This is a genomic window from Pseudomonas sp. p50(2008) (assembly GCF_015351605.1).
Taxonomy (GTDB): Bacteria; Pseudomonadota; Gammaproteobacteria; order Pseudomonadales; family Pseudomonadaceae; genus Aquipseudomonas.
Genome location: NZ_JACMYF010000010.1, coordinates 256,007 through 280,007, shown reverse-complemented (window position 1 = coordinate 280,007; position 24,001 = coordinate 256,007). Strand labels below are relative to the sequence as shown.

Here is a 24,001-nt window from a genome sequence, read left to right as displayed (position 1 = left end):
CTTATTGTTTTTGGAGGTTTGAATCAGGGAAAGCGGCAGCTGACCTCAGGCTTGTCGTAGCCGAGGCTGTCCATTTCGTTGAAGGGGTGCAGGAAACCGTCCTGGGGCGACGTGCTGACCAGTGCCCGGGGCTGCACGATCGGAATCGGTTGACGCAACTGGCCGTTCCACGGGCGATAACTGAGCTTGCGACCCTTGAAGCCGTCCAGCGGTAGTTGATCGCTGATTTCCAACGTACGGATCGCCATCGGATCGGCCTGACGCAGTTTGCTCACGGCGCTGGCGATGCTGCGCACGGCGATCCAGGCGGCGAAATCGCGGTCATTCATCCAGCGTCCGGCCAGGGCTTCAAAGCGTTTCTGCAACTGCGCGGCGCCATAGGTTTCCACGGTCTTGTGCCAACCCACCGGGGTCAAGCCCTGGGTGCCGGCGACCGGGCGCGGAAACCATGTCTGGTAGGGCACGTACTCGCCAAAGTCACCGCGCTCATCGGCCACCAGCACTACGTCGTACTCGGCGGTCTGGGTGAACAGCGGCATATCGGCCTGGGCGCTGCGGCGTTGATCGTTATCGAAACTCCAGGCTTTCTCCGCCACCAGTTTCAGGCCGAAACGCTTGGCCGCGCGTCGCAGGGCGGCGGCGTAGGCTTGATCATCGGCGGTCGGGCCGACGATCAGCAGCGCTCGCTGCCATTTGCGCACCACGAGCAATTGCGCCAGCGCATCGGCCAGCATCGCCCGGCTCGGCAGGCTGTGCAGCACGTTTGGCAGGCAATCGGTGGTGCGCAACGTGTCATCGGCGCTACCGGCGTTGAACAGCAAGCTGTCGGGCAGGGCGGCACTGAGTTGGCGCAGGGTGTCGACCGGGGCATTCACCACGAACAGCCTGACACCCTGTTCGTGCTGAACCCTGGCAGCGTCGATCAGGGCCTGGGGATGGTCGACGCTGGCGCTGAGCAGGCTGTAATGCTGATTGAGAAAACGTCCGGTGCTGTTGCTGTCGGTGATCGCCAGCTCGGCACCGCGCAGTCCGGCATCGGCGGGCTCGGGGATGACATTCGACAGCAGCGGTCCAGGGTCGGGGCGGTAACCCAGGTAGCCGATCTGCACCTGCAACGGCGCATCGGCCGCCTGACTTTGGGTCGCCAGCCCGGCGGCACAAGCGATCGCCAGCAGGTAGAACAGGGCGTAAGGGGCAAGCTGGCGCATAGGACACTCCATTCCGGGTAGCGCCAGCATAGGAACCCGCTGGGTGATAGGAAATATGCAGAAAGTACCAGTCAGCCAGTACCAAGGTAGTAACTTGCCCTGGGCGGCGCCGACTTAGGATGGAAAGAAGGATGGACAGCAGCATCGTCAACAACGGCCATTACTCAAAGGAGATCGACCATGCGTATTCTCAAAGCGCTGCTCCTGCCGTTCCTGTTGATCCTGAGTCTGATCGGCGTCGACAAGCTCCACGGCCCGCGTCCCGCCCCGGTGGCGGTCATGCCAGCGATACAGGGGCGCTAGGGATGTCGGCCCTGTGGCGGATCAACCTGTGGGTGTGCGGATTTTTCGCCTTGGTCACGCTGGCCTGCATGGGCTTGCTGGTGCATCAGGCGTTGGCGGATGTGGAGCGCGAGTTGCAATCCGCCGAAGCGGTGGTGGGGTACCTGAGTGAAACCGCCGAGCGTGACCCGGCCAGCCTGCAGCCCAGGCTGACGCGCAGCTTGCGTCATGTGCGGGTGCGCTGGCTGGCGCCCGGCGAAACGGCTCGTCTGTCAGAGCAGAACGGAATTGATGGCTGGCTTGGGCGGTTACTCTTCGCTGAGGCCCGGCACAGCGCGCGGGTGCTGGATTTGAAGGACGGTCGGCGGGTGCAGATTGCCGTGGATCCCCGTGATGAAATCGACGAAGTCTGGGATTCCCTGCAGCAATTGCTGGCGTTGTGCGGGCTGGCGTTGTTGCTGAGCCTGTTGACCATTCGCTGGGCCGTACGCCGGGGAATGGGGCTGCTCGATGAGCTGCTGCGTGCCTTGCAGCAGGTCTCGGGCGGCCAGCTCAACGTGCGATTGCGTGCTGAAGGCGTGCCGGAAGCGCGGCAGCTGGCAAGCCATTTCAACCACATGACCCAGGCGCTGGAACACGCCCGTGCCGATAACGCTCATTTGACCCGGACCCTGCTCGCGGTGCAGGAGCAGGAGCGCACGCATCTGGCGCAAACCCTGCACGATGACCTGGGCCAGTACCTGGCAGGTATTCGCGCCCAGGCCTGTTTGCTGCGACTGGTGGCGGATCAGCCGGCGACGGTGGAGCGCACCGTGCGCGATCTGGAACACAACTGCGAACACCTGCATCAGGGATTTCGTGCGCTGGTGCATGACCTGTACCCGGTGATGCTGCAGCATTTGTCGTTGGCCGAGGCCTTTGGTTTGCTGGTGGACCAATGGCAGATGCGCCAAGGCATCGAGTGCCAGTTGCGGGTCGGCCTGCAGTTGCCAGCGCTGACCACATCGGACAAAACCCACCTCTATCGCCTGCTCCAGGAAGCCCTGACCAACATCGCACGCCACGCCGACGCCAGTCAGGTGCGGATTCGCCTGCAACATCGTGGCGGACGTCTGCGCTTGCTGGTTCGGGATAACGGGCGAGGAGCACAGCAGCCGCCGCAGCCTGGTGTGGGCTTGTACTCGATGCAGGAGCGCGCCCGCAGCCTGGGCGGCGAGTTGCGGGTTTTCAGTCGTCCCGGCGCTGGTTGGGCGTTGGCTTTGAACATGCCGTTGGAGGTGTCATGAATATTTTGCTGGTCGATGACCATGCGGTGGTCCGTCAGGGCTACGCCAGTCTGTTGCGGGCCTTGCTGCCCGCCATGGAAGTGCGCGAAGCGGCGACGGGGGAGGACGCATTGATCCGGGTGCAGGAAGCCGTGCCGAACCTGGTGATCATGGATTTCGGCTTGCCGGGCATCAGCGGACTGGAAACTACCCGGCGCTTGCGTCAGCGCCTGCCGCAACTGCGGGTGCTGTTTTTCAGCATGCACGATGAGTTGCCGTTAGTGCGCCAGGCGCTGGACGCGGGGGCGTCGGGCTACCTGACGAAAAGCTCGGCACCCGACGTGTTGATCGAGGCGGTACGGCGCATCCTGGCCGGCCACGCTTACATCGAACAGCCCTTGGCCACTCAACTCGCGTGTCACCCGCAACAGGACGCCAGCGACCCGCGCTTGCAGAGCATGACCCAGCGCGAGCTGGAGATTTTCGTGATGCTCGCCAAAGGCACGCCGGCACGGATGATTGCTGAACAACTGAGCATCAGCGGCAAGACCGTCTCCAATCACCTGACCTTGTTGAAGAGCAAATTGCAGGTCAGCTCCCACGCGGAGTTGGTGCATTTGGGGATTGATATGGGGGTGGTGAGAAAGGCGGGTTGAACCCTGTGCGATTCTATCGCGCCCTGGTCATTCTGTAGCAGCTGTCGAGCCTGCGAGGCTGCGTTCGAATGCGCAGCATTCGCCGTTCTTTTTGCGAGTGCTGTGCACTCGAACGCAGCCTCGCAGGCTCGGCAGCTGCTACAGGGATTTGTTGTAGGGATGAGATGGCTCACTTATCCCACGTCGTCGGGCAACCGGTGCAGCCCTCCATGTTCGCATCCTGGAAATTCGCGTAATGCTGACGCGAACCGGTCAGGTTGGCCTGCTCCAGATTGCTTTCACCAAACTTGGCCTCCTGCAGGTTGGCATCGCTCAGGTTGGCGCCCTTGAGGTCGGCCTTGCTCAGCCAGGTCATCTCCAGGTCGGCGGCGCGCAGGTTGGCGTTGTGCAGTCTGGCGCCGGAGAGGCGGGCGAATTGCAGGTAGGCGGCGCTGAGGTTGGCGTCCTGGAACTGCGCGCCTTGGGCAAACATTCCCCAGCCCTGAATCGCCATCAAGGTGGCACCGGTGAGATCCGCCAGCCGCAGATTGCTCTGTTGCAGGCTGGCGCGCGTCAGGTTGGCGCCTTGCAGCTGGGCTTTTTCCAGGTTGGCGAGGTCGAGTCGGGCATGGCGCAGATCGGCACCGCGCAAGTCCGCGCCGCTGAGGTTCATGTTGCGCAAGTCCTGATTACGCAGGTTCGCGCCTTTGAGATCGGCGCCAGGGCACTGGCTATGATCGGCGATGGTGCAACCGTTGATGATGAGCGGGGCGTCGTCGCCGTCGTTGGCGTGTGCCAGGACGCAGGTCAGCAGAAGAAACAGGGGTGCGTATTTCATGACGGGGTTCTCGAGTGGGGTAGCCGAGTGGACGCGGAGCGTCCGAGGCTGCATTCCCACGCGCAGCGTGGGAATGATCAGAGGGGGAGGGCCTACTTCTGCGCCGTCTTGCTATCCCAACTCGGGATCTTGAACACCCAGAACGACCCGCCCTGAGCTACCGGTTTCGTCAGCTCGGCCATGTCGCCACCCCATAACGGCACCGCGCCGCCGTAGCCCACCGTCACGCCGACGTACTGCTCACCATCCTGTTCCCAGGTGATCGGCGGCGAGACGATGCCGCTGCCGGTCTGGAACTTCCACAATTCCTCACCGGTTTTCGCATCGAAGGCCTTGAAGAAACCGTCGCCGGTCCCGGTGAACACCAGGTTGCCCTTGGTCGCCAGCACGCCGGCCCACAACGGCAATGCCTCCTTGTGCTCCCACACCACCTTGCCGGTAGTCGGGTTCATGGCGCGCAGGGTGCCGACGTGATCGTCGTACATGCGCTTGATGCGGAAACCCATGCCCAGGTAAGCCGAGCCTTTCTTGTAGCTGACCTCTTCGGTCCAGTATTCCTCCTTCCACTGGTTGCCCGGAATGTAGAACAGCCCGGTGTCCTGGCTGTACGCCATCGGGTTCCAGTTCTTGCCACCGAGGAACGGTGGCGACACTTCCACGGATTTACCCTTGGTTTCGCCCGGCAATGGCTTGGCCGGACGCTGGCCTTCGTTCTCTACCGGCCTACCTGTCTTCAGGTCGATGTGGCTGGCCCAGGTGATGTTGTCGACGAAGGGGAAGGCGTTCTGCAATTTGCCGTTGTTGCGGTCGACCACATAGAAGAAACCGTTGCGGTCCGCGTGGCCGGTCGCCTTGACCGTTTTGCCGTCCTTGTCCTTGTAGTCGAACAGCACCAGTTCGTTGTTGCCGGAGAAGTCCCAGGCATCGTTCGGGGTGTGCTGGTAGAACCATTTCACCTCGCCGGTGCTCGGGTCGACGCCGACCTGGCCAGAGGTGTAGAGGCTGTCGTAGTCGTGGGGATTGCCGTCCTTGGACGTGCGCGCCCAAGTGTTCCACGGGCCAGGGTTGCCGGCACCGACAATGATGGTGTTGGTTTCCGGATCGAAACTCGCGCTCTGCCAAGGCGCGCCGCCACCGTGGCTCCAGGCTTCGACCTTGCCGGTTTCGGTCGTCGGGTCGTTCGGCCACGACGGCGCCTTGACGTCGCCGGTGGTGGTGCTGTCCTTGCCGTTCAGACGGCCCATGTGACCCTCGACGAAAGGCCGCATCCACACTTCTTCGCCGGTGTCCGGGTCGCGGGCAAACAGCTGGCCGACAACGCCGAACTCATCACCGGAACTGCCGTGGATCAACAGCACCTTGCCGCTGGTTTTGTCTTTGATCAGCACCGGGGCGCCGGTCATGGTGTAGCCCGCCGCGTGGTCGCCGAATTTCTTGTTCCAGACGACTTTGCCGGTGTTCTTGTCCAGCGCGATCAGCCGCGCATCGAGGGTGCCGAAGTAGATCTTGTCGCCATAGATAGCCGCACCGCGGTTGACCACATCGCAGCACGGACGAATGTTGTCCGGCAGGCGATGGTTGTAGGTCCACAGGCGCTTGCCGGTCTTCGCGTCGAGGGCGAACACCCGGGAATAGGAACCGGTGACATACACCACGCCGTCGCTGACGATGGCCTGGGATTCCTGGCCACGCTGTTTTTCATCGCCGAACGAATAGGACCAGGCCGGCGTGAGCTTGAACACGTTCTTGTCATTGACCTGGGCCAGCGGGCTCCAGCGCTGGGCGTTGGTGCCCATGCCGTATTGCAGCACGTCTTTGGTGGTCAGGTGATCGTTGGCAATGTCTTCCCACGTCACATTGCGGGTGGGGGTGGCCGGAGCAGTGGCGGCATGACTGGCAGTGCTCAACGACAGGCTGCTCACCAGCAAAAAGGTTTGCACGGCAAGGGTCAAAGGGGAAAGGGCGGGTAGCGATCTTATTGTCATGGTTGCAGTTCCCAGTGGAGGTTTTGGCCTGCACAGGGTGGTGCTCCCGGCATGTTGCCGGATACGGAAAAAGTCCCGCTGTTGCCGGGAAAACTTCCCAGGTAGGACCTGATTTAGGTGTGCGCCACAGGCCTTACTACCAAGGGACTAGAAAGCGGCCACCAAAGCAGCATGGGGCTGGCGCAATGCGCTTCCTAAGATGGTTGCCATAGCCTCTGCCAAGAGGTTTTGCGTGCAATCCTGAGGGCATAACAATGACAACAAAACACAACGCCTTGCTAATTGCCGGCTTACTGGCTGGCGTGATCAGCGCAGGCTCGGTCTGGGCGCACGGCAACGTCGTACCGCAAGCGGTGGAAACCCAGGGCCTGACCCCGGTCAAGGATGCCGGCGTACAGGTCGATGCCGATGGCTGGGCAGCGGTGAACCCGTATCGCAGCTCCCCGCAGCACGATAAGGCCGTGGAAATCGGCTCTTCAGCCTACAACCAGAACTGCGCCGCTTGCCATGGCCTGGAAGCTAAGTCGGGCGGCATCGCTCCGGATTTGCGCATGCTTGACGTCGGTGACGCCGGGGATGAGTGGTTCGTCGAGCGCGTGCGCCACGGCGCGGTGCGTGACGGGCGGGTGTACATGCCGAAAATGGCGGATTACCTGAGCCAGGAAGCCTTGTGGGCGGTGCGCACTTACCTGGACACGGTCCACGTCGAGGAGTAATCCATGCGCCTGCTCGCGGTATTGATCAGTGCGCTGTTGCTGTGCTGCCAGACGGCGCAGGCGCAAGTGCGAACCTATGACGAAATGATCGCCGCCGGGGAGCTGAAAGTCGCTGTCTACAAGGACTTTGCCCCCTACAGTTTCGAAGACGCCGGCCAGGCGCGAGGCGTGGACGTCGAACTTGCCGAGGCGCTCGCCAAAGCCCTAGGCGTGCACCTGACACTGATCTGGGCACCGGCGGGAGAGAAGCTTGACGACGACCTGCGCGATTACATCTGGCGCGCCAGTCAGCTGCACGATCTGCAACTGGCCGACATGATGATGCGCGTGCCTTACGATCAGGATTACGCCCGCAAACGCAACGATCTGGGCGAACTGGAAAACGCTCACGTGGTGATGTTCGGGCCGTACCAGACCGAACAATGGCAAGTCGCTTATGACCGTCGTCGACTGGACAAAGTCGGCAGTGTCGCCGTGTTTGAACAGCATCCCATCGGCGTCGAAGTCGACAGCGTGCCGTCGTTCTACCTGACCTCTGTGTTCAACGGCATGCTCGCCGCTAAAACCCGCCACTATCCCGGTGTGCCCCAGGCTTTTGCGGGGATGAAGGCAGGCGAAGTCGATGCGGTAATGGCGATGCGTGGCGAGATTGACTGGCAAGTCCACGAAGCGGCCGATCCGCAGGTGGCGCTGGCGGAAAACGCCTACCCGAACATGGGCAAGCAACGCTGGGAGATCGGCATGGCGGTGCACGAAAGCAACCGGCAGCTGGCGTATGCCGTGGAAGAGGCGCTGGAAGGCCTGATTCGCGACGGCTCGGTCAAGTCCCTGTATGCCCGTTATGGCCTGCGTTATGACGTGCCGGAGATGTATCAACAGTGAACTGGCGAGCGAGTTGCCTGTTAGCCGTCTGGTTGCCGATCGCGGCACACGCGGCGGACATCGACCCCGGCAAAGACCCGGTGCCATCCGTGATGTGGGCGTTCTACCACAAGCAGATGCTGGGCGATGCGCCGTTCGTGTTCGATGACCGGGTCAAGCTGCTGGCACCACCGTTCGCCGAGGACGCGCGGCAAGTCCCCCTGGAAATCGACGCCAGGGCTTTCAAGGGCGACGTGGTGAAAATCCTCGCCTGGGCCGAACTCAATCCCTTGCCCAAAATCGTCGATTTCCAGCCTGTGACTGGCGTGCTGCCCTGGCTGTCGATCCGCATTCGCATTGAGCAGGCCACGCCTTTGCGCGCGGCGGTGCTGACCCGGGATGGCCTGTGGCATGTGGGTTCGACCCTGATCGATGCGGCGGGCGGCGGCTGCACCGCACCGAGTGTGGTGCGCACGCAGCCGGGTTGGGAGGAGCACATCGGCGAAGTCCTTGGCGGCCGGTATCCCCGTGGCGAATTCAGTCGCGTGCGCGTGCAGGTGGCGCATCCGATGGACAACGGCATGGTCAGCGGCATCCCGGAATTCTTTATCAATCACGCCGAGCTGAGGGACCAGAACGATCAGGTGCTGGCCCGTCTCGAGCTGTTTCCCGCCGTCAGCGAAAACCCCAACCTGACCTTCGACATCGAAGGGGCAGGGCAGACGCGCCTGTTGCTGCGTGACAACAGCGGCAATGAGTTCGATGCGGCCATACCCTGACCCAAGGAGCGCGCGATGCGCTGGATGCTGTTGTTGTTCATCGGTTTGAGCTGGCCGGCACTGGCCGATCTTGAGTATTCGCTCAAACCCAGGCTCATCGCCCCGGACACCTGGTTGCTGGAAGGCAGCACCGACAATTTCGCCAAGGCCAATGGCGGCAACATCGTCAACACCGCGTTCATTGTCACCGAACGCGGCGTGGTGGTGATCGATACCGGGCCCTCGAAGCGCTACGGCGAAGCCATGCGCAAGGTCATTGCCGCGACCACCGACAAGCCGGTGATCGAGGTGTGGCTGACCCACCATCACCCTGACCATGTGCTGGGCAATCAGGCCTTCAGTGATGTGCCGATTGCCGCGTTGGCGGGCACTACCGAGTTGTTGCATCAGCAGGGCGATGCGATGGCCGAGAACATGTATCGACTCGTTGGCGACTGGATGCGCGGCACCGAAGTGGTGTTACCGAACCGGACGCTGGAGCCGGGTGTGAAAAGTTTTGGGAATCACGATTTACGCGTACTGAGCCTGGGTGGGCACACGGGCGCGGATCTGGCTATTCTCGACCAGCAAACCGGGGTGCTGTTTGCCGGTGATCTGGTGTTTTATCAACGGGCGCTGACCACGCCAAACTCTCCGGGGCTGGCGGTGTGGCTGGCAGACATCGCGACCTTGCAGGCGTTGCCCTGGACGCGGGTGGTGCCCGGTCATGGGCCGGTGGCCACGGATGCAAAACCCTTCGAGCAGATGCGCGATTACCTGTCCTGGCTCGATCAACTCCTGCGCGACGGCGCCGCCCAGGGCAGCGACATGTCCGAGATGATCCGCAGCCCCATTCCCGAGCGTTTCGCGGGCATCAATCTGAGCCGCTACGAGCTGATCCGCGGCGTCAGCCATCTGTATCCGCGCTATGAGCGCGCGCAGATGAGCCGAGTCGATTCCACTGCGGGCAAATAACCCGCTCTGCCGACGCAACCCTTTACCCCACTGCCAACACGTCCCCTGTAGCAGCTGCCGAGCCTGCGAGGCTGCGTTCGGATGCGAAGCATTCGCCAGCCATTTTGCGAGCGCTGCGCACTCGAACGCAGCCTCGCAGGCTCGGCAGCTGCTACAGGGGCGGTGTACATCAGCTGCTACAGGGGCGGTGTACGGCTGCTGCTACAGGGGACGTGTATGTCCGGGTTTGGTCTTATCCGACCCTGTACTAAGGGACTAGCAATCTCAGCACTGCGGGCAATTGTTGCCAGGGCGGCGGCGCCCAAGAATCTGCACCTGACCGGGAAAATTTCCCGGGTATAACAAAAATCGCAGAGGTAGCCGTCATGACCCAACCCGCACGTCGCCAACCCTTCATCTTGAGCGTTCTGTTCAGTGCCATGCTGCTGTCCGGCCAGGCGCTGGCGGGCGTTACCGACCAGGACATCCTCCAGGACCCTAAAAACCCGGACCAGATTGTCACCAACGGTCTGGGCGTCCAGGGCCAGCGCTACAGCCCGCTGGACACGCTTAACGTCGATAACGTGAAGGAACTGCGGCCGGTCTGGGCGTTTTCCTTCGGCGGCGAGAAGCAGCGCGGTCAGCAAGCGCAGCCGATGATCAAGGACGGCGTGATGTACATGACCGGTTCCTACTCACGGGTGTTCGCGGTGGATGCGCGCACCGGCAAAAAACTCTGGCAATACGATGCACGCCTGCCCGATGACATCCGTCCATGCTGCGACGTGATCAACCGCGGCGTCGCGCTGTATGGCGACCTGGTGTTCTTCGGCACCCTCGACGCCAAGCTCGTGGCCCTGAACAAGGACACCGGCAAAGTCGTCTGGAGCAAGAAAGTCGCCGATCACAAAGAGGGCTACTCGATCAGCGCCGCGCCGCTGGTGATCAACGGCAAGCTGATTACCGGCGTGGCCGGTGGCGAGTTCGGGGTGGTTGGCAAGATCGAAGCCTACGATCCGAAAAACGGCGACCTGCTGTGGTCCCGCCCTACGGTGGAAGGCCACATGGGGTACGTCTACAAGGATGGCAAAGCGATCGAGAACGGCATCTCTGGTGGCGAAGCAGGCAAGACCTGGCCCGGCGACCTATGGAAAACCGGCGGTGCGGCCCCTTGGCTGGGCGGCTACTACGACCCGGAAACCAATCTGCTGTTGTTCGGCACCGGCAACCCGGCCCCGTGGAACTCGCACCTGCGTCCTGGCGACAACCTTTACTCGTCCTCGCGCCTGGCACTCAACCCCGACGACGGCACGATCAAATGGCACTTCCAGAGCACGCCTCACGACGGCTGGGACTATGACGGCGTCAACGAGCTGATCTCGTTCAACTACACCGAGGGTGGCAAGGAAATCAAAGCCGCCGCCACCGCTGACCGTAACGGTTTCTTCTACGTGCTGGACCGCACCAACGGCAAATTCATCCGCGGCTTCCCGTTCGTGGACAAGATCACCTGGGCCACCGGGCTGGATAAGGAAGGCCGGCCGATCTACAACGAAGCCAGCCGGCCGGGCGCGCCGGGTACTGAAACCAAAGGCAGTTCGGTGTTCGTGGCGCCGGCGTTCCTGGGTGCGAAGAACTGGATGCCGATGGCGTACAACAGAGACACCGGGTTGTTCTACGTGCCGTCGAACGAATGGGGCATGGACATCTGGAACGAAGGCATTGCCTACAAGAAAGGCGCCGCGTTCCTTGGTGCCGGTTTCACCATCAAGCCATTGAACGAGGACTACATCGGCGTGCTGCGGGCCATTGACCCGAAAACCGGCAAGGAAGTCTGGCGCCACAAGAACTTCGCGCCGCTGTGGGGCGGGGTGCTGACCACCAAGGGCAACCTGGTGTTCACCGGTACGCCTGAAGGGTTCCTGCAAGCGTTCAACGCCAAGACGGGCGAGAAAGTCTGGGAATTCCAGACCGGCTCCGGCGTCCTCGGTTCGCCTGTGACCTGGGAAATGGACGGTGAGCAGTATGTGTCGGTGCTGTCCGGTTGGGGTGGCGCGGTGCCGCTGTGGGGTGGCGAAGTGGCCAAGCGGATCAAGGACTTTAACCAGGGCGGGATGCTTTGGACGTTCAAATTGCCGAAGGATCTGGTAGTGGCGAAGCACTGATGCGGACAACTACAAACTGTGAGGTGAACACCCACCTGTGGCGAGGGGATTCATCCCCGTTGGGCTGCGAAGCGGCCCCAATACCTGTAACCGAGGTGTATCAGGTAAGCCGTGTGTGATGTTTTTGGGGCTGCTTCGCAGCCCAGCGGGGATGAATCCCCTCGCCACAGTATTGTGCTCCTCTGAAGTTCTTCTTAAGTGAAAAGCATTAAGCATCCCAAGTTGTTTTCTACGACCAAATAACGAGAACCCCCCTGCCAACGGCGCATTCGTCTGGCACGCGGGGCTCTCTACTATCGGTTCATCGCCTGTTTGCCCGACAGGCATCGACCCAGACTGAGGCCTAATCATGATCTACGCACAACCCGGAACCCCCGGCGCCGTCGTTTCCTTCAAACAGCGCTATGGCAACTTCATCGGCGGCGAGTTTGTCCCCCCGGTCAATGGCGAGTATTTCACCAACACGTCCCCCGTCACCGGTGAGGCGATCGCCGAGTTCCCTCGTTCCAGTGCTGCCGACATCGACAAAGCTCTCGATGCCGCCCACGCCGCTGCGGATGCCTGGGGCAAGACCTCGGCGCAGGACCGCTCCCTGGTGCTGCTGAAAATCGCCGACCGTATCGAACAGAACCTGGAAATCCTCGCCGTCACCGAAACCTGGGACAACGGCAAGGCCGTGCGCGAAACCCTGAATGCCGACGTGCCGCTGGCCGCTGACCATTTTCGCTATTTCGCCGGGTGCATCCGCGCACAGGAAGGCGGCGCCGCTGAAATCAATGAGCTGACCACTGCCTACCACTTCCACGAACCACTGGGCGTGGTCGGGCAAATCATTCCGTGGAACTTCCCGTTGTTGATGGCCGCCTGGAAACTCGCGCCGGCCCTGGCTGCCGGTAACTGCGTGGTGCTCAAGCCTGCCGAGCAGACGCCTTTGTCGATCATGGTCTTCGCGGAATTGATCGCCGATTTGCTGCCGGCCGGCGTATTGAACATCGTTCAGGGCTTCGGTCGCGAAGCCGGCGAGGCGTTGGCCACCAGCAAACGCATCGCCAAGATTGCCTTCACCGGCTCCACTCCGGTTGGCGCGCACATCATGCATTGCGCTGCCGAGAACATCATTCCAAGCACCGTCGAACTGGGCGGCAAGTCGCCGAACATCTTCTTCGAAGACATCATGAACGCCGAGCCGCAGTTCATCGAGAAAGCCGCTGAAGGTCTGGTGCTGGCGTTCTTCAACCAGGGCGAGGTGTGCACCTGCCCGTCACGCGCGCTGGTTCAGGAGTCGATCTACGAACCGTTCATGGCCGAGGTGATGAAGAAAATCGTCAAGATCAAACGCGGCAACCCGCTGGACACCGAAACCATGGTCGGCGCCCAGGCGTCCGAGCAGCAATACGACAAGATCCTCTCGTACCTGAAAATCGCTCAGGAGGAGGGTGCCGAATTGTTGACCGGCGGCGCGGCCGAGCGTCTGGAGGGTGACTTGTCGACGGGTTATTACATCCAGCCGACCCTGCTCAAGGGGCACAACAAGATGCGTGTGTTCCAGGAAGAAATCTTCGGCCCGGTGGTGGGTGTGACCACGTTCAAGGACGAAGCCGAGGCACTGGCGATCGCCAACGACAGCGAGTTCGGCCTGGGTGCGGGCCTCTGGACCCGCGACATCAACCGCGCGTATCGCATGGGCCGGGCGATCAAGGCCGGACGGGTATGGACCAACTGCTATCACCTGTACCCGGCGCACGCCGCATTCGGTGGCTACAAGAAATCCGGTGTCGGTCGTGAAAACCACAAAATGATGCTCGACCATTATCAGCAGACCAAAAACCTGCTGGTGAGCTACGACATCAATCCGTTGGGGTTCTTCTGATTCCTCAAGAACACTGAAAAACCTGTGGGAGCGAGCTTGCTCGCGATAGCGCAATGTCAGTCAACAAGTGTGTTGAATGTGACGCCGCCATCGCGGGCAAGCCCGCTCCCACAAGGTTTTGTGTGTATTTGGAAAACCGTGCAACACCCCCTACCAACGCACCCGCGACTTCGTTCGAAAGTAGCATTCGGCCGCCTGGCCCGCCGTGCATTAATGGCTCTACCGGAATTGCCCGGAACAAGAAGAGGATTGACCCATGTGGAATAAACCCGCGTTTACCGATCTGCGCATTGGCTTCGAAGTGACGATGTATTTCGCCAATCGTTGATTGTCCACCCGGCCAGCCGTTGTGTTGGCCGGGCCTGCCTTCTGGAGCATTGCTCATGCACATCCGTGTTCTTGGTTCCGCCGCCGGTGGTGGTTTTCCGCAATGGAACTGCAACTGCCGCCAATGCACCGGCGTGCGCAACGCCAGCCTGCGCGCGCAGCGAAGGACGCAGTCGTCCATTGCCCTGAGCGACAACGGTGTGGATTGGGTGCTGTGCAATGCTTCACCGGATATTCGCGCGCAGCTTGAAAGCTTCGCGCCGCTGCAACCGGCTCGTCGATTGCGCGATACGGCGATTGCCGGGATCGTGCTGATGGACAGCCAGATCGACCATTGCACCGGCCTGCTGAGCCTGCGCGAAGGCTGCCCGCATTCGGTGTATTGCACCGAGCGCGTGCATGAAGACCTGAGCAGTGGTTTTCCGTTGTTCACCATGCTCAAGCACTGGAACGGCGGCTTGCAGTGGCACCCCATAGCCCTGGACCGTGAACCCTTCAGTATCGCGGCCTGCAAGCACTTGCAGTTTCGCGCGATTCCACTGACCAGCAACGCACCACCGTATTCGCCGAATCGCGGCAATCCGCAACCAGGCGACACCATCGGTCTGTTCATCGAGGACCTGCGCAGCGGCGCCTCTGTGTTCTATGCGCCGGGCCTGGGGCAGGTCGATGAGGAAGTGCTGGGCTGGATGCAGCAAGCCGATTGCCTGTTGCTGGACGGCACCTTGTGGCGCGATGACGAGATGCGCGTGTGTGAAGTCGGGCAGAGCCTCGGCAGTGAGATGGGCCATCTGGCGCAGAGCGGACCGGGTGGCATGCTCGAGTTGCTGGAGGCTTACCCGCGCCAACGCAAGGTGCTGATCCACATCAACAACACCAATCCGATCCTCGATGAAGACTCGGCGGAGCGCGCGCTCCTGGATCGGCGCGGGATTGAAGTGGCCTATGACGGCATGAGTATTGAGTTGTAGCGGCTGGTCCCATCGCGAGCAGGCTCACTCCCACGGGATTTTCGGTTTACCCAACACTGCGATGTACCCAAAACCTGTAGGAGTGAGCCTGCTCGCGATGAGGCCGGTCCAGACGCCGCAATGCCGATAAGGAGAACAAAATGACCACCCCGGCAATGACCCCCACCGAATTCGAACAGGCCCTTCGTGCCAAAGGCGCCTACTACCACATCCACCACCCCTTCCATCAAGCCATGTACGCCGGCCGCGCGACCCGCGAGCAGATCCAGGGCTGGGTCGCCAACCGCTTCTATTACCAGGTCAACATCCCCCTGAAGGACGCCGCGATTCTCGCCAATTGCCCCGACCGCGACGTGCGCCGCGAATGGCTGCAACGCATCCTCGACCATGACGGCGTTCCCGGCAGCGAGGGCGGCATCGAAGCCTGGTTGCGGCTGGGCGAGGCAGTAGGACTCGATCGCGAGCAGATACTCGCTCAGGAACTGGTGCTGCCAGGTGTGCGTTTCGCCGTGGACGCCTATGTCAACTTCGCCCGTCGTGCCTGTTGGCAGGAAGCGGCCAGCAGCTCCCTGACCGAGTTGTTCGCGCCGCAGATCCATCAGTCTCGGCTCGACGCCTGGCCGACCCATTACCCGTGGATCGATGTGGCCGGCTATGACTATTTTCGGACACGTCTGGGGCAGGCGCGGCGGGATGTCGAGCACGGATTGCGCATCACTCTGGCGCATTACGTGACCGCCGAAGGTCAGCAACGCATGCTGGAGATCCTGCAATTCAAGCTCGATGTGCTGTGGAGCATGCTTGACGCCATGAGCATGGCCTACGAGCTTGAGCGCCCGCCGTATCACACCGTCACCACGCAGCACGTCTGGCACCGGGGGATTGCCTTGTGAACGGGGACAGAGCGCAGCCAGGACCACCGCTGTGGCTGTTGGCCGAACTGACCTATCGCTGTCCGTTGCAATGCCCGTATTGCTCGAACCCGCTGGACTTCGCCCAACAGGGTGCCGAATTGACCACCGAAGAATGGATTCGCGTGTTCCGTGAAGCACGGGAAATGGGCGCCGCACAGTTGGGGTTCTCCGGCGGCGAACCACTGGTCCGCCAAGACCTGGCGGAGTTGATCAAAGCCGCGCGGGACATGGGCTACTACACCAACCTGATCACCTCGGGCATCGGCTTGACCGAGCAGAAAGTCCGCGATTTCAAGGTCGCCGGTCTCGACCACATCCAGATCAGCTTTCAGGCCGCGGACGAAACGGTCAATAACATGCTGGCCGGCTCGCGCAAGGCCTTCGCGCAGAAGATGGCCATGGCGCGGGCGGTGAAAGACCAGGGTTACCCGATGGTGCTGAATTTCGTCACCCATCGGCACAACATTGACCAGATCGCGCAGATCATCGAGCTGTGCCTGGAGCTGGGGGCGGATTTCGTCGAATTGGCGACGTGTCAGTTCTACGGCTGGGCCGAGCTCAATCGCGTCGGCCTGCTGCCGACCCGCGAACAGTTGCAACGCGCCGAACGCATCACCAACGAGTACCGTGAGCGCCTTGAAGCCCAGGGTCACCCGTGCAAGCTGATCTTCGTCACCCCGGACTATTACGAAGAGCGCCCCAAGACCTGCATGAACGGCTGGGCCAACCTGTTTCTCGACATCACCCCGGACGGTACCGCGCTGCCATGCCACAGCGCCCGACAACTGCCGGTTGAATTTCCCAACGTGCGCGAGCACAGCATTGAATACATCTGGACCGAGTCTTTCGGCTTCAACCGCTTTCGCGGTGATGAGTGGATGAAGGAGCCGTGCCGTTCCTGTGATGAAAAACACAAGGACCTGGGCGGGTGCCGATGCCAGGCGTTCATGCTCACGGGCGATGCGGAAAATGCCGATCCGGTGTGCAGCAAGTCAGCGCATCACGGCGTCATCCTCAAGGCCCGGGATGAAGCGGATGCACCGGGGCAGGGCATGGAACACCTGACCTTGCGCAACGAAAAGGCGTCGCGGCTGATCTACCGCGGGTGATTTGTGCACATGGAACCCTGTGGGAGTGAACCTGTGTGGCGAGGGGATTTATCCCCGTTGGGCTGCGAAGCGGCCCCAAAAGCTTTACGACTGCTTCGCAGCCGAACGGGGATAAATCCCCTCGCCACAAAGGCTCTAACCGAGGCTCTCACAGAGGCTCTAACAGAGGCTCCCACATTGGATCTCCAATGGATTAACAATCGAGCAGCGCTCCATGCTCGGACCGCCACACGCTACCCATTGGTCTGATTGCATTAACCGCCGGATGGGTTAGTGTGGCTGTACCTTTCAAAACAATAAAAAACAGGCTTTCCAATGAGCCAGAGTCTCAGCCAGCTGCGTAAATTCGTTTCCCCTGAAATCATCTTCGGTGCCGGTTGCCGGCATAACGTCGGCAACTACGCCAAGACCTTTGGTGCGCGCAAGGTCCTGGTGGTCAGCGACCCCGGGGTAATTGCCGCCGGGTGGGTCGCCGACGTCGAGGCCAGCCTGCAATCCCAAGGCATCGACTACTTTCTGTATAGCGACGTGTCGCCCAACCCCCGTGTCGAAGAAGTCATGCTCGGCGCCGAGCTGTACCGGGAAAACCACTGCGACGTGATCGTGGCGGTCGGAGGCGGCAGCCCGATGGATTGCGGCAAAGGCATCGGCATTGTCGTCGCTCACGGGCGCAGCATCCTCGAGTTCGAAGGCGTCGATACCATCCGCGTGCCAAGCCCGCCGCTGATCCTGATCCCGACCACCGCCGGCACGTCGGCGGACGTCTCGCAATTCGTGATCATTTCCAACCAGCAAGAACGCATGAAGTTTTCGATCGTCAGCAAGGCCGTGGTGCCAGACGTGTCGCTGATCGACCCGGAAACCACCCTCAGCATGGACCCGTTCCTGTCGGCCTGTACCGGCATCGACGCCCTGGTGCATGCCATCGAAGCCTTCGTGTCCACCGGGCACGGGCCGTTGACCGACCCTCATGCGCTGGAGGCCATGCGCCTGATCAATGGCAATCTGGTGCAGATGATCGCCAACCCGACGGACATTGCCCTGCGCGAGAAAATCATGCTGGGCAGCATGCAGGCCGGGCTGGCGTTTTCCAACGCGATTCTGGGGGCCGTGCACGCCATGTCCCACAGCCTCGGCGGGTTTCTCGACTTGCCCCATGGCCTGTGCAACGCGGTGCTGGTAGAACACGTGGTGGCGTTCAACTACAGCTCGGCACCGGACCGCTTCAAAGTCATTGCCGAGACCTTTGGCATCGATTGCCGGGGCCTCAATCACCGGGAGATCTGCGGGCGCCTGGTCGACCACCTGATTGCCCTCAAACACGCCATCGGGTTCCATGAAACCCTGGGGTTGCACGGTGTCCGGACGGCGGACATTCCATTCCTGTCGCAACACGCGATGGACGATCCGTGCATCCTCACCAATCCGCGTGAATCCAGTCAGCGTGATGTCGAGGTCGTCTATGGCGAAGCCCTCTGACGAGCAACAACGGGCGCTGGCCGGGTTACTGGGTTTAGGCAGCCATTCGGCACGCAAGAGCCATTATCCGGAACTCGCGGCGCGCCTTGACGAGCTGGAAGCCGAGCGCAATCGCTACAAATGGTTGTTCGAAAATGCCGTGCACGGGATCTTCCAGGCCAGCCTGCTCGAAGGCATGCGCGCCGCCAATCCGGCACTGGCGCGGATGCTGGGTTATCAAGACCCGCAAGAGGTGTTGTTCTCCCTGGCGGACCTGGCCAGCAACCTGTTTGTCGGTGGCGCCCAGGAGCTCGAAAACATCGGCGAGCTGCTGAAAACACAACGCAGCCTGCACGGCTATGAGACCCAGCTGCGGCGCAAGGACGGCACCAGCCTCGACGTGCTGATGAACCTGTTGCTCAAGCCCGATCAGGAAGGTTTGGTGGAAGGTTTTGTCGCCGACATCACCGAACGCAAACTGGCTCAGGAACGCCTGCAGCAGCTCAATGACGAACTGGAACAGCGGGTCACTGCGCGCACCGATGAACTACTTGAAGCCAACCGCAACCTGCAGCAGCAGATCACCCAGCGCAAACAGATCGCCGAAGCCTTGCGCGATGCCCGTGACGCTGCCGAGGCGGCCAATCACAGCAAGGACAAGTACCTCGCCGCCGCCAGCCATGACCTGCTGCAACCGCTCAACGCCGCACGTTTGCTGATCTCTACCCTGCGCGAGCGCAAGCTGCCCGACATCGAGCAGGTACTGGTCGAACGCACGCACCAGGCACTGGAAGGGGCGGAGGATTTGCTCACGGATCTGCTGGATATTTCCCGGCTCGACCAGGCCGCCGTGAAGCCGGACATCGCGCTTTATCGCCTCGACGAATTGCTCGGGCCGTTGGTGTCGGAGTTTCAATCGGTGGCCGAGGCGGCCGGTTTGAACTTGCGTGTGCACATGGGCGACTACGCGATCCGCACCGACTTGCGGCTGATGACGCGCATCCTGCGCAACTTCCTCAGCAACGCGTGTCGCTACACCGATCAGGGCTGCATTTTGCTCGCGGCACGTCGCCGGGGCGAGCAGTTGAGCCTGGAAGTGTGGGACACCGGGCGTGGGATTGCAGCCGATCGCCTCGACTCGATCTTCCTCGAATTCAATCAGCTGGACGTTGGCCGGGCCGCCGACCGCAAAGGGGTGGGCCTGGGGCTGGCGATCGTCGAACGCATCGCCAAGATTCTTGATTATCGGGTCCAGGTGCATTCATTGCCGGGTCGGGGCTCGCGGTTCGCCATCGAGGTGCCCATGTCCCGCGAGGTGCCGTTGCCCATCAGCCTGGCGGTGCCGCAACCGGGTACGGGCAATCCGCTGCCGGGTCGACGTTTGCTGGTGCTCGACAATGAAGTGAGCATCCTTGAAAGCATGAGCGCGTTGCTCGGGCAGTGGGGCTGTGAGGTGGTGACGGCCACGGACGAGGCTTCAGCGTTGAGCGCGTTGCAGGGGCAGGCGCCGGAGCTGATTCTGGCGGACTATCACCTCGATCACGGGGTGGTGGGTTGCGAGGTGGTCAGGCATTTGCGCGAGCACTTCAGTCAAACCATCCCGGCCGTGATCATCACCGCCGACCGCACCGATCAGTGCCGGCGTTCGCTGCAGCGACTCAATGCGCCGCTGCTGAACAAACCGGTGAAACCCGGCAAGTTGCGTGCGGTGCTGAGCCAGTTGCTGGGGTGATCAGCATGCGCGGTATTGCAGGCTGAAACCGAGTTCGGTGGTTTGCCCGTGCTCCAGCAGGCGCAAGCCAGGTCGGCCCGGCAGGTGGTGTGCATCCACCGGATGGCTGACCGGTTCGATGCAGAAAAAATCCAGTCCCGGTGGGCAGTAGAGCAGAAAAACACCGCTGCCAGTGGCCTGGCAGTGCAGCTCGTAACCGAGGTCGCGTTGCTGGATCAGGCAATGCCCGTCCCATTCGCAGAATCCGTTGTCGACCAGTCTGTCGGGCAACGCCTTGAGCGACTGGAAATCCCAGTCTGCCGGTACAGCGCTGAGCTGGGTGGGCAGTTTGCTCGCGTCGCACATCCACACGTGCCCGGCCTTTGCCTGTAGGCGCGTATCCGGGGTGCGTGGCAGGTAGGGATGCAAACCCAGGCCGTGCCAAGCGGCGCGTTCGGCCAGATGAGTGACGTGCAACTCGATGCTCAGTCGACCCTCGTTCAGATGAAAACGTTGCCAGGCGCGATAGGCGAAGGGTGTGGTGCTGTCGAGTTGCAGCACGGCGTCATTACGCGACTGCGCCACCACCTGCCACGGCTGCTGCCAGGCACTGCCATGAATCGGCAGCGGGTCAGTGAGGCTGTTGGGCGTCAAAGTGAGCCAGCCATCGGGGCAGTCGAAACCGCCTGCTGATACTCGGTTTGACCAGGGTGCCAAAGGGAAGCAGGCAAGCTTGCCGGGCAGGCCGGTGTTCAGCGCGTGGGTGTCGCTGTGTCGAAGCAGCGGCTGCCCGGTGCTGCGCACGGTCCAGTTGGCGATGCTGCCGCCGAGCTCAGGGGCGAGGGTGAGGCGGGTGAGTTCGTCTTCGAGCTCGATCAACGTAGGTGCCATGTCTGTATATCCTATAAAAAATACACCTCAACCCCTGTTGGAGCTGTGTACGAACCTGTGCAGGAGCCTTAGGAACCCGTAGGAGCTGTGTAGGCGCTGTCGAGTGAAACGAGGCTGCGATCTTTTGAACTTTTTTTAAAAAAGCCCCACAGGAATGTAGGTCGTTCATGGCTTGTGTGTTCATCAGTGATTTTGCGGCAAACTGTCATCACTCTCAAACAAGGTTATTGAATGGATCACTACGCCCCGCGCGACTGGCAACCCCATGAACGGCCCAGCCTGCCCGGTTCCCCCTCAACGCCGCTGCACTCCACGCCAAAGCGGTTCGCCTTCGCGCTGGTGGGATTGCTGGTGGCGTTGACTGGCGGCCTGGGCAACTCGTTGGTGATCGCCAATCTGACTTACCTGCAAGGCGCGTTGGGGGCGACCACGGCCGAGATGGCCTGGCTGCCGGCAGCCTATGTCATGACCAACGTGTCGATGAACCTGCTGCTGGTGAAATTTCGCCAACAGTTCGGTCTGCGGGCGTTCACGGAAGTGTTTCTGGTGCTCTATGCGCTGGTCACTTTCGGCCACTTGTTCGTCAACGACCTGAACTCGGCGATCGCGGTGCGGGCGGCGCACGGGATGGTGGGGGCGGCGTTGAGTTCCCTGGGCCTGTATTACATGATCCAGGCGTTCCCGGCGAAGTGGCGGATGAAGGCGCTGGTCCTGGGGCTCGGGACCTCGCAACTGGCCTTGCCGCTGGCACGGCTGTTCTCCGAAGACCTGCTGCAGATCGCCGAATGGCGCGGCCTCTATCTGTTTGAACTGGGCATGGCGCTGCTGTCCCTGGGTTGCGTGTTTCTCCTCAAGTTGCCACCGGGCGACCGCTTCAAGACCTTCGAAAAACTCGATTTCCTGACTTTCGCCATTCTTTCAAGCGGTGTGGCGTTGCTCTGCGCGGTGCTGTCGCTGGGGAGGATCGACTGGTGGCTGGAAGCGCCGTGGATTGGCGTGGCGTTGGCGGCGTCCATCGCATTGATCCTCGGGGGGCTGGCGATCGAACACAACCGCAGCAACCCGATGCTGATGACCCGTTGGCTCGGCAGTGGCGTGATGATTCGCCTGGCACTGGCGGTGGTCCTTATCCGCATGGTGACCTCGGAGCAATCCACCGGTGCTGTCGGGTTCATGCAGTTCCTCAACATGAGCAGCCAGCAGCTGCACAGTCTTTATGTGGTGATGATGATCGGCAGCATCGCCGGGCTGGTCACCAGCGCCCTGACCATCAACCCCAAGCACTTGTTCATGCCGCTGATCGTGTCGCTGGCGCTGATGGCCGTCGGTTCGGTGATCGACAGCCATTCGAATAACCTGACCCGCCCGGAAAACATGTATTTCAGCCAGTTCCTGCTAGCCTTTGGCGGGACCTTTTTCCTGGGCCCGACGATGGTGCTGGGGACGCGCAACGTCCTGACCAACCCGCGCAACCTGGTGAGCTTTTCCGTGCTGTTCGGTATCTGCCAGAACCTCGGCGGCCTGATTGGTGCGGCGCTGCTGGGCACGTTTCAGATCGCTCGCGAGAAATTCCATTCCAGCAACATTGTCGAACACCTGACCATGACCGATCCGCGTGTGGCCGCACGTGTTCAGAGCGGCGGCAATGCACTCGGTTCAGTGATCGCTGACCCGAGCCTGCGCAATCTGCAAGGCATACGCAGTCTGGCCACGGCCGCCGCACACGAGGCCAATGTGCTCGCCTATAACGATGTGTTCATGCTGATCGCGATGATTGCCGTGTTGACCATGATCTGGATTTCCCTTCGCGCCCTGTGGCTGATGAGCACCACCAAAAACGTCGCCCCAACGCCTCCCGTAGCCCCTAGCGGTGTTTCTTCTTCATGACCGAACCGACCACAACCACCACCAATGCCATCGCAGCGACGCCTGAAGGTGTCGAACCACCGTCCACGCCCGCCACAGAACCACGTTCATTGCGAGTGCGGGTGCTTTCGTCCATGGGCTTTGCGGCCATTGCCATCGTGGGTGTACTGATCGTGTTGTACGCCTGGCAACTGCCGCCGTTCAGCAGCGCGGTCGAAACCACGGAGAACGCCTTGGTGCGTGGTCAGGTGACGATCATCGGCCCGCAGCTCAGCGGCTATGTGTATGAAGTGCCGGTGTCGGACTTTCAGTTTGTGAAGGCCGGGGATCTGCTGGTGCGGCTCGACGACCGGATCTACCAGCAGCGTCTCGATCAATCGCTGGCGCAGTTGGCGGTACAGAAAGCGGCCCTGGCCAACGTGGTACAGCAACGCAACAGCGCCGAGGCGACCATCAAGCTGCGTCAGGCCGCCGTCGCTGACAGCCAGGCTCAGGTGCGTAAAAGTGAAGCGGATCTGCGCCGAAACAACGAGCTGGTGCGTGACGGTTCTGTGTCCAGGCGCGAGTTGGACGTCGCCTTGGCGGCGAACGCGCAGTCCATTGCGGCAGTGGCTCAAGCCCAGGCCAATCTGGAAATTGCGCGCCAGGATTTGCAGTCGGTGATCGTCAATCGTGGCTCGCTGGAAGCGGCGGTCGCCAGTGCGGACGCCGCGGTGCAACTGGCGCGCATCGACCTGTCCAACACCCGGATCATTGCGCCGCGCGACGGTCAGCTCGGGCAGATCGGCGTGCGCCTCGGCGCCTATGTGAACTCCGGCGCGCAACTGATGGCGCTGGTGCCGCATCAGTTGTGGGTGATCGCCAACATGAAGGAAACCCAGATGAACAACGTGAGGGTCGGCCAGCCGGTAACGTTTACCGTGGATGCCCTCAATCACCGACTATTTCATGGGCAGGTGCAGCGAATATCACCGGGGACCGGGTCGGAGTTCGCGTTGTTGCAGGCGGACAACGCCACCGGCAACTTCGTCAAGATCGCCCAGCGCGTGCCGGTGCGGATTACGGTGAATGACGGGCAGGAAGGCAGCGAGCGTCTGCGACCGGGGATGTCGGTGGTGGTGAGTATCGATACGGCGGCGGAGGGGGATAACGATAAATCCCCTCGCCACAGAGTAGGCGTACCACTTAAGTGAACTGCATGGCCTGCAGGATTGAGG

21 protein-coding genes are annotated in these 24,001 nt (G+C 61.6%); 17 read left to right on the top strand and 4 right to left on the bottom strand.

Annotated features, from left to right (window positions below):
- Positions 1–23 precede the first annotated feature (23 nt).
- Positions 24–1,208, bottom strand: a complete 1,185-nt coding sequence (locus tag H7698_RS26525) for an ABC transporter substrate-binding protein (RefSeq protein ID WP_194693315.1) — start codon at positions 1,206–1,208, stop codon at positions 24–26.
- Positions 1,209–1,388: 180 nt separating this feature from the next.
- Here H7698_RS26525 and H7698_RS31680 point away from each other — a divergent pair, with 180 nt between their 5' ends.
- From H7698_RS31680 to H7698_RS26515, 3 genes are read left to right on the top strand one after another with little or no spacing between them, the layout of a single operon-like run.
- Positions 1,389–1,511: a hypothetical protein gene (locus H7698_RS31680; RefSeq protein ID WP_268932922.1), complete on the top strand. Its 123-nt coding sequence runs from the start codon at positions 1,389–1,391 to the stop codon at positions 1,509–1,511.
- A gap of 2 nt (positions 1,512–1,513) precedes the next feature.
- Positions 1,514–2,776: a HAMP domain-containing sensor histidine kinase gene (locus H7698_RS26520; protein ID WP_194693314.1), complete on the top strand. Its 1,263-nt coding sequence runs from the start codon at positions 1,514–1,516 to the stop codon at positions 2,774–2,776.
- Positions 2,773–3,411 (top strand): response regulator, encoded by a 639-nt coding sequence (locus H7698_RS26515; RefSeq protein WP_162440226.1) that lies wholly within the window; start codon positions 2,773–2,775, stop codon positions 3,409–3,411. The genes H7698_RS26520 and H7698_RS26515 overlap by 4 nt, the downstream gene beginning before the upstream one ends.
- 169 nt (positions 3,412–3,580) lie before the next feature.
- Here H7698_RS26515 and H7698_RS26510 read toward each other — a convergent pair whose 3' ends face one another.
- Both H7698_RS26510 and exaA read right to left on the bottom strand, forming a co-directional pair.
- Positions 3,581–4,228, bottom strand: a complete 648-nt coding sequence (locus H7698_RS26510) for a pentapeptide repeat-containing protein (RefSeq protein WP_194693313.1) — start codon at positions 4,226–4,228, stop codon at positions 3,581–3,583.
- A gap of 92 nt (positions 4,229–4,320) precedes the next feature.
- Positions 4,321–6,213 carry a quinoprotein ethanol dehydrogenase gene (gene exaA, locus H7698_RS26505; RefSeq protein WP_194693312.1) on the bottom strand — a complete coding sequence of 631 codons (1,893 nt, stop codon included), beginning with the start codon at positions 6,211–6,213 and terminating at the stop codon, positions 4,321–4,323.
- 254 nt (positions 6,214–6,467) lie between these two features.
- On the opposite strand from exaA, the gene pedF reads away from it, so the two are divergent.
- The 12 genes from pedF (at position 6,468) to H7698_RS26445 (ending at position 20,048) form a co-directional block, all read left to right on the top strand.
- Positions 6,468–6,929, top strand: a complete 462-nt coding sequence (gene pedF, locus H7698_RS26500) for a cytochrome c-550 PedF (protein WP_162440229.1) — start codon at positions 6,468–6,470, stop codon at positions 6,927–6,929.
- 3 nt (positions 6,930–6,932) lie between these two features.
- A complete protein-coding gene (locus tag H7698_RS26495; protein WP_194693311.1) occupies positions 6,933–7,811 on the top strand; it encodes a substrate-binding periplasmic protein in 879 nt (292 codons plus the stop codon).
- Entirely contained in the window at positions 7,808–8,569 is a 762-nt protein-coding gene (locus H7698_RS26490) for a quinoprotein dehydrogenase-associated SoxYZ-like carrier (RefSeq protein ID WP_162440231.1), read from the top strand. The genes H7698_RS26495 and H7698_RS26490 overlap by 4 nt, the downstream gene beginning before the upstream one ends.
- Before the next feature lie 15 nt (positions 8,570–8,584).
- Positions 8,585–9,523, top strand: coding sequence for a quinoprotein relay system zinc metallohydrolase 1 (locus H7698_RS26485; protein ID WP_194693310.1), 939 nt, complete (start codon positions 8,585–8,587; stop codon positions 9,521–9,523).
- Between the two features lie 365 nt (positions 9,524–9,888).
- A complete protein-coding gene (locus tag H7698_RS26480) occupies positions 9,889–11,667 on the top strand; it encodes a PQQ-dependent methanol/ethanol family dehydrogenase (RefSeq protein ID WP_194693309.1) in 1,779 nt (592 codons plus the stop codon).
- A 349-nt stretch (positions 11,668–12,016) separates the two neighbouring features.
- Complete coding sequence (exaC, locus tag H7698_RS26475; RefSeq protein WP_194693308.1) at positions 12,017–13,537, top strand: acetaldehyde dehydrogenase ExaC; 1,521 nt, start codon at positions 12,017–12,019, stop codon at positions 13,535–13,537.
- 256 nt (positions 13,538–13,793) lie between these two features.
- Positions 13,794–13,865, top strand: a complete 72-nt coding sequence (gene pqqA / locus H7698_RS26470; RefSeq protein WP_010455123.1) for a pyrroloquinoline quinone precursor peptide PqqA — start codon at positions 13,794–13,796, stop codon at positions 13,863–13,865.
- A 55-nt stretch (positions 13,866–13,920) separates the two neighbouring features.
- Positions 13,921–14,835 carry a pyrroloquinoline quinone biosynthesis protein PqqB gene (gene pqqB / locus H7698_RS26465; RefSeq protein WP_194693307.1) on the top strand — a complete coding sequence of 305 codons (915 nt, stop codon included), beginning with the start codon at positions 13,921–13,923 and terminating at the stop codon, positions 14,833–14,835.
- 140 nt (positions 14,836–14,975) lie between these two features.
- A complete protein-coding gene (pqqC, locus tag H7698_RS26460) occupies positions 14,976–15,728 on the top strand; it encodes a pyrroloquinoline-quinone synthase PqqC (RefSeq protein ID WP_194693306.1) in 753 nt (250 codons plus the stop codon).
- On the top strand, positions 15,725–16,858 hold the full coding sequence (gene pqqE / locus H7698_RS26455) for a pyrroloquinoline quinone biosynthesis protein PqqE (RefSeq protein ID WP_194693305.1): 1,134 nt from the start codon (positions 15,725–15,727) through the stop codon (positions 16,856–16,858). The genes pqqC and pqqE overlap by 4 nt, the downstream gene beginning before the upstream one ends.
- Before the next feature lie 315 nt (positions 16,859–17,173).
- The gene (gene ercA / locus H7698_RS26450) at positions 17,174–18,337 is read left to right on the top strand and encodes an alcohol dehydrogenase-like regulatory protein ErcA (RefSeq protein ID WP_162440238.1); all 1,164 of its coding nucleotides are present in this window, start codon (positions 17,174–17,176) and stop codon (positions 18,335–18,337) included.
- Positions 18,321–20,048 carry a PAS domain-containing hybrid sensor histidine kinase/response regulator gene (locus H7698_RS26445; protein WP_162440239.1) on the top strand — a complete coding sequence of 576 codons (1,728 nt, stop codon included), beginning with the start codon at positions 18,321–18,323 and terminating at the stop codon, positions 20,046–20,048. Before ercA ends, H7698_RS26445 begins: the two co-directional genes overlap by 17 nt.
- On the opposite strand, the gene H7698_RS26440 is transcribed toward H7698_RS26445, so the two are convergent.
- Positions 20,049–20,918, bottom strand: coding sequence for an aldose 1-epimerase (locus tag H7698_RS26440; protein ID WP_194693304.1), 870 nt, complete (start codon positions 20,916–20,918; stop codon positions 20,049–20,051). It abuts the gene before it with no gap.
- A 231-nt stretch (positions 20,919–21,149) separates the two neighbouring features.
- Here H7698_RS26440 and H7698_RS26435 point away from each other — a divergent pair, with 231 nt between their 5' ends.
- Positions 21,150–22,805 (top strand): MFS transporter, encoded by a 1,656-nt coding sequence (locus H7698_RS26435; protein WP_194693303.1) that lies wholly within the window; start codon positions 21,150–21,152, stop codon positions 22,803–22,805.
- Positions 22,802–23,977, top strand: a complete 1,176-nt coding sequence (locus H7698_RS26430; protein ID WP_194693302.1) for an HlyD family secretion protein — start codon at positions 22,802–22,804, stop codon at positions 23,975–23,977. The genes H7698_RS26435 and H7698_RS26430 overlap by 4 nt, the downstream gene beginning before the upstream one ends.
- Positions 23,978–24,001 lie beyond the last annotated feature (24 nt).

What these genes read in the sequence shown, in the direction of transcription:
- H7698_RS26525 (WP_194693315.1), bottom strand. Translation starts at nt 1,208, where the DNA reads ATGCGCCAGCTTGCCCCTTACGCCCTGTTCTACCTGCTGGCGATCGCT.
- H7698_RS31680 (WP_268932922.1), top strand. Translation starts at nt 1,389, where the DNA reads ATGCGTATTCTCAAAGCGCTGCTCCTGCCGTTCCTGTTGATCCTGAGT.
- H7698_RS26520 (WP_194693314.1), top strand. Translation starts at nt 1,514, where the DNA reads ATGTCGGCCCTGTGGCGGATCAACCTGTGGGTGTGCGGATTTTTCGCC.
- H7698_RS26515 (WP_162440226.1), top strand. Translation starts at nt 2,773, where the DNA reads ATGAATATTTTGCTGGTCGATGACCATGCGGTGGTCCGTCAGGGCTAC.
- H7698_RS26510 (WP_194693313.1), bottom strand. Translation starts at nt 4,228, where the DNA reads ATGAAATACGCACCCCTGTTTCTTCTGCTGACCTGCGTCCTGGCACAC.
- exaA (WP_194693312.1), bottom strand. Translation starts at nt 6,213, where the DNA reads ATGACAATAAGATCGCTACCCGCCCTTTCCCCTTTGACCCTTGCCGTG.
- pedF (WP_162440229.1), top strand. Translation starts at nt 6,468, where the DNA reads ATGACAACAAAACACAACGCCTTGCTAATTGCCGGCTTACTGGCTGGC.
- H7698_RS26495 (WP_194693311.1), top strand. Translation starts at nt 6,933, where the DNA reads ATGCGCCTGCTCGCGGTATTGATCAGTGCGCTGTTGCTGTGCTGCCAG.
- H7698_RS26485 (WP_194693310.1), top strand. Translation starts at nt 8,585, where the DNA reads ATGCGCTGGATGCTGTTGTTGTTCATCGGTTTGAGCTGGCCGGCACTG.
- H7698_RS26480 (WP_194693309.1), top strand. Translation starts at nt 9,889, where the DNA reads ATGACCCAACCCGCACGTCGCCAACCCTTCATCTTGAGCGTTCTGTTC.
- exaC (WP_194693308.1), top strand. Translation starts at nt 12,017, where the DNA reads ATGATCTACGCACAACCCGGAACCCCCGGCGCCGTCGTTTCCTTCAAA.
- pqqB (WP_194693307.1), top strand. Translation starts at nt 13,921, where the DNA reads ATGCACATCCGTGTTCTTGGTTCCGCCGCCGGTGGTGGTTTTCCGCAA.
- pqqC (WP_194693306.1), top strand. Translation starts at nt 14,976, where the DNA reads ATGACCACCCCGGCAATGACCCCCACCGAATTCGAACAGGCCCTTCGT.
- ercA (WP_162440238.1), top strand. Translation starts at nt 17,174, where the DNA reads ATGAGCCAGAGTCTCAGCCAGCTGCGTAAATTCGTTTCCCCTGAAATC.
- H7698_RS26445 (WP_162440239.1), top strand. Translation starts at nt 18,321, where the DNA reads ATGGCGAAGCCCTCTGACGAGCAACAACGGGCGCTGGCCGGGTTACTG.
- H7698_RS26440 (WP_194693304.1), bottom strand. Translation starts at nt 20,918, where the DNA reads ATGGCACCTACGTTGATCGAGCTCGAAGACGAACTCACCCGCCTCACC.
- H7698_RS26435 (WP_194693303.1), top strand. Translation starts at nt 21,150, where the DNA reads ATGGATCACTACGCCCCGCGCGACTGGCAACCCCATGAACGGCCCAGC.
- H7698_RS26430 (WP_194693302.1), top strand. Translation starts at nt 22,802, where the DNA reads ATGACCGAACCGACCACAACCACCACCAATGCCATCGCAGCGACGCCT.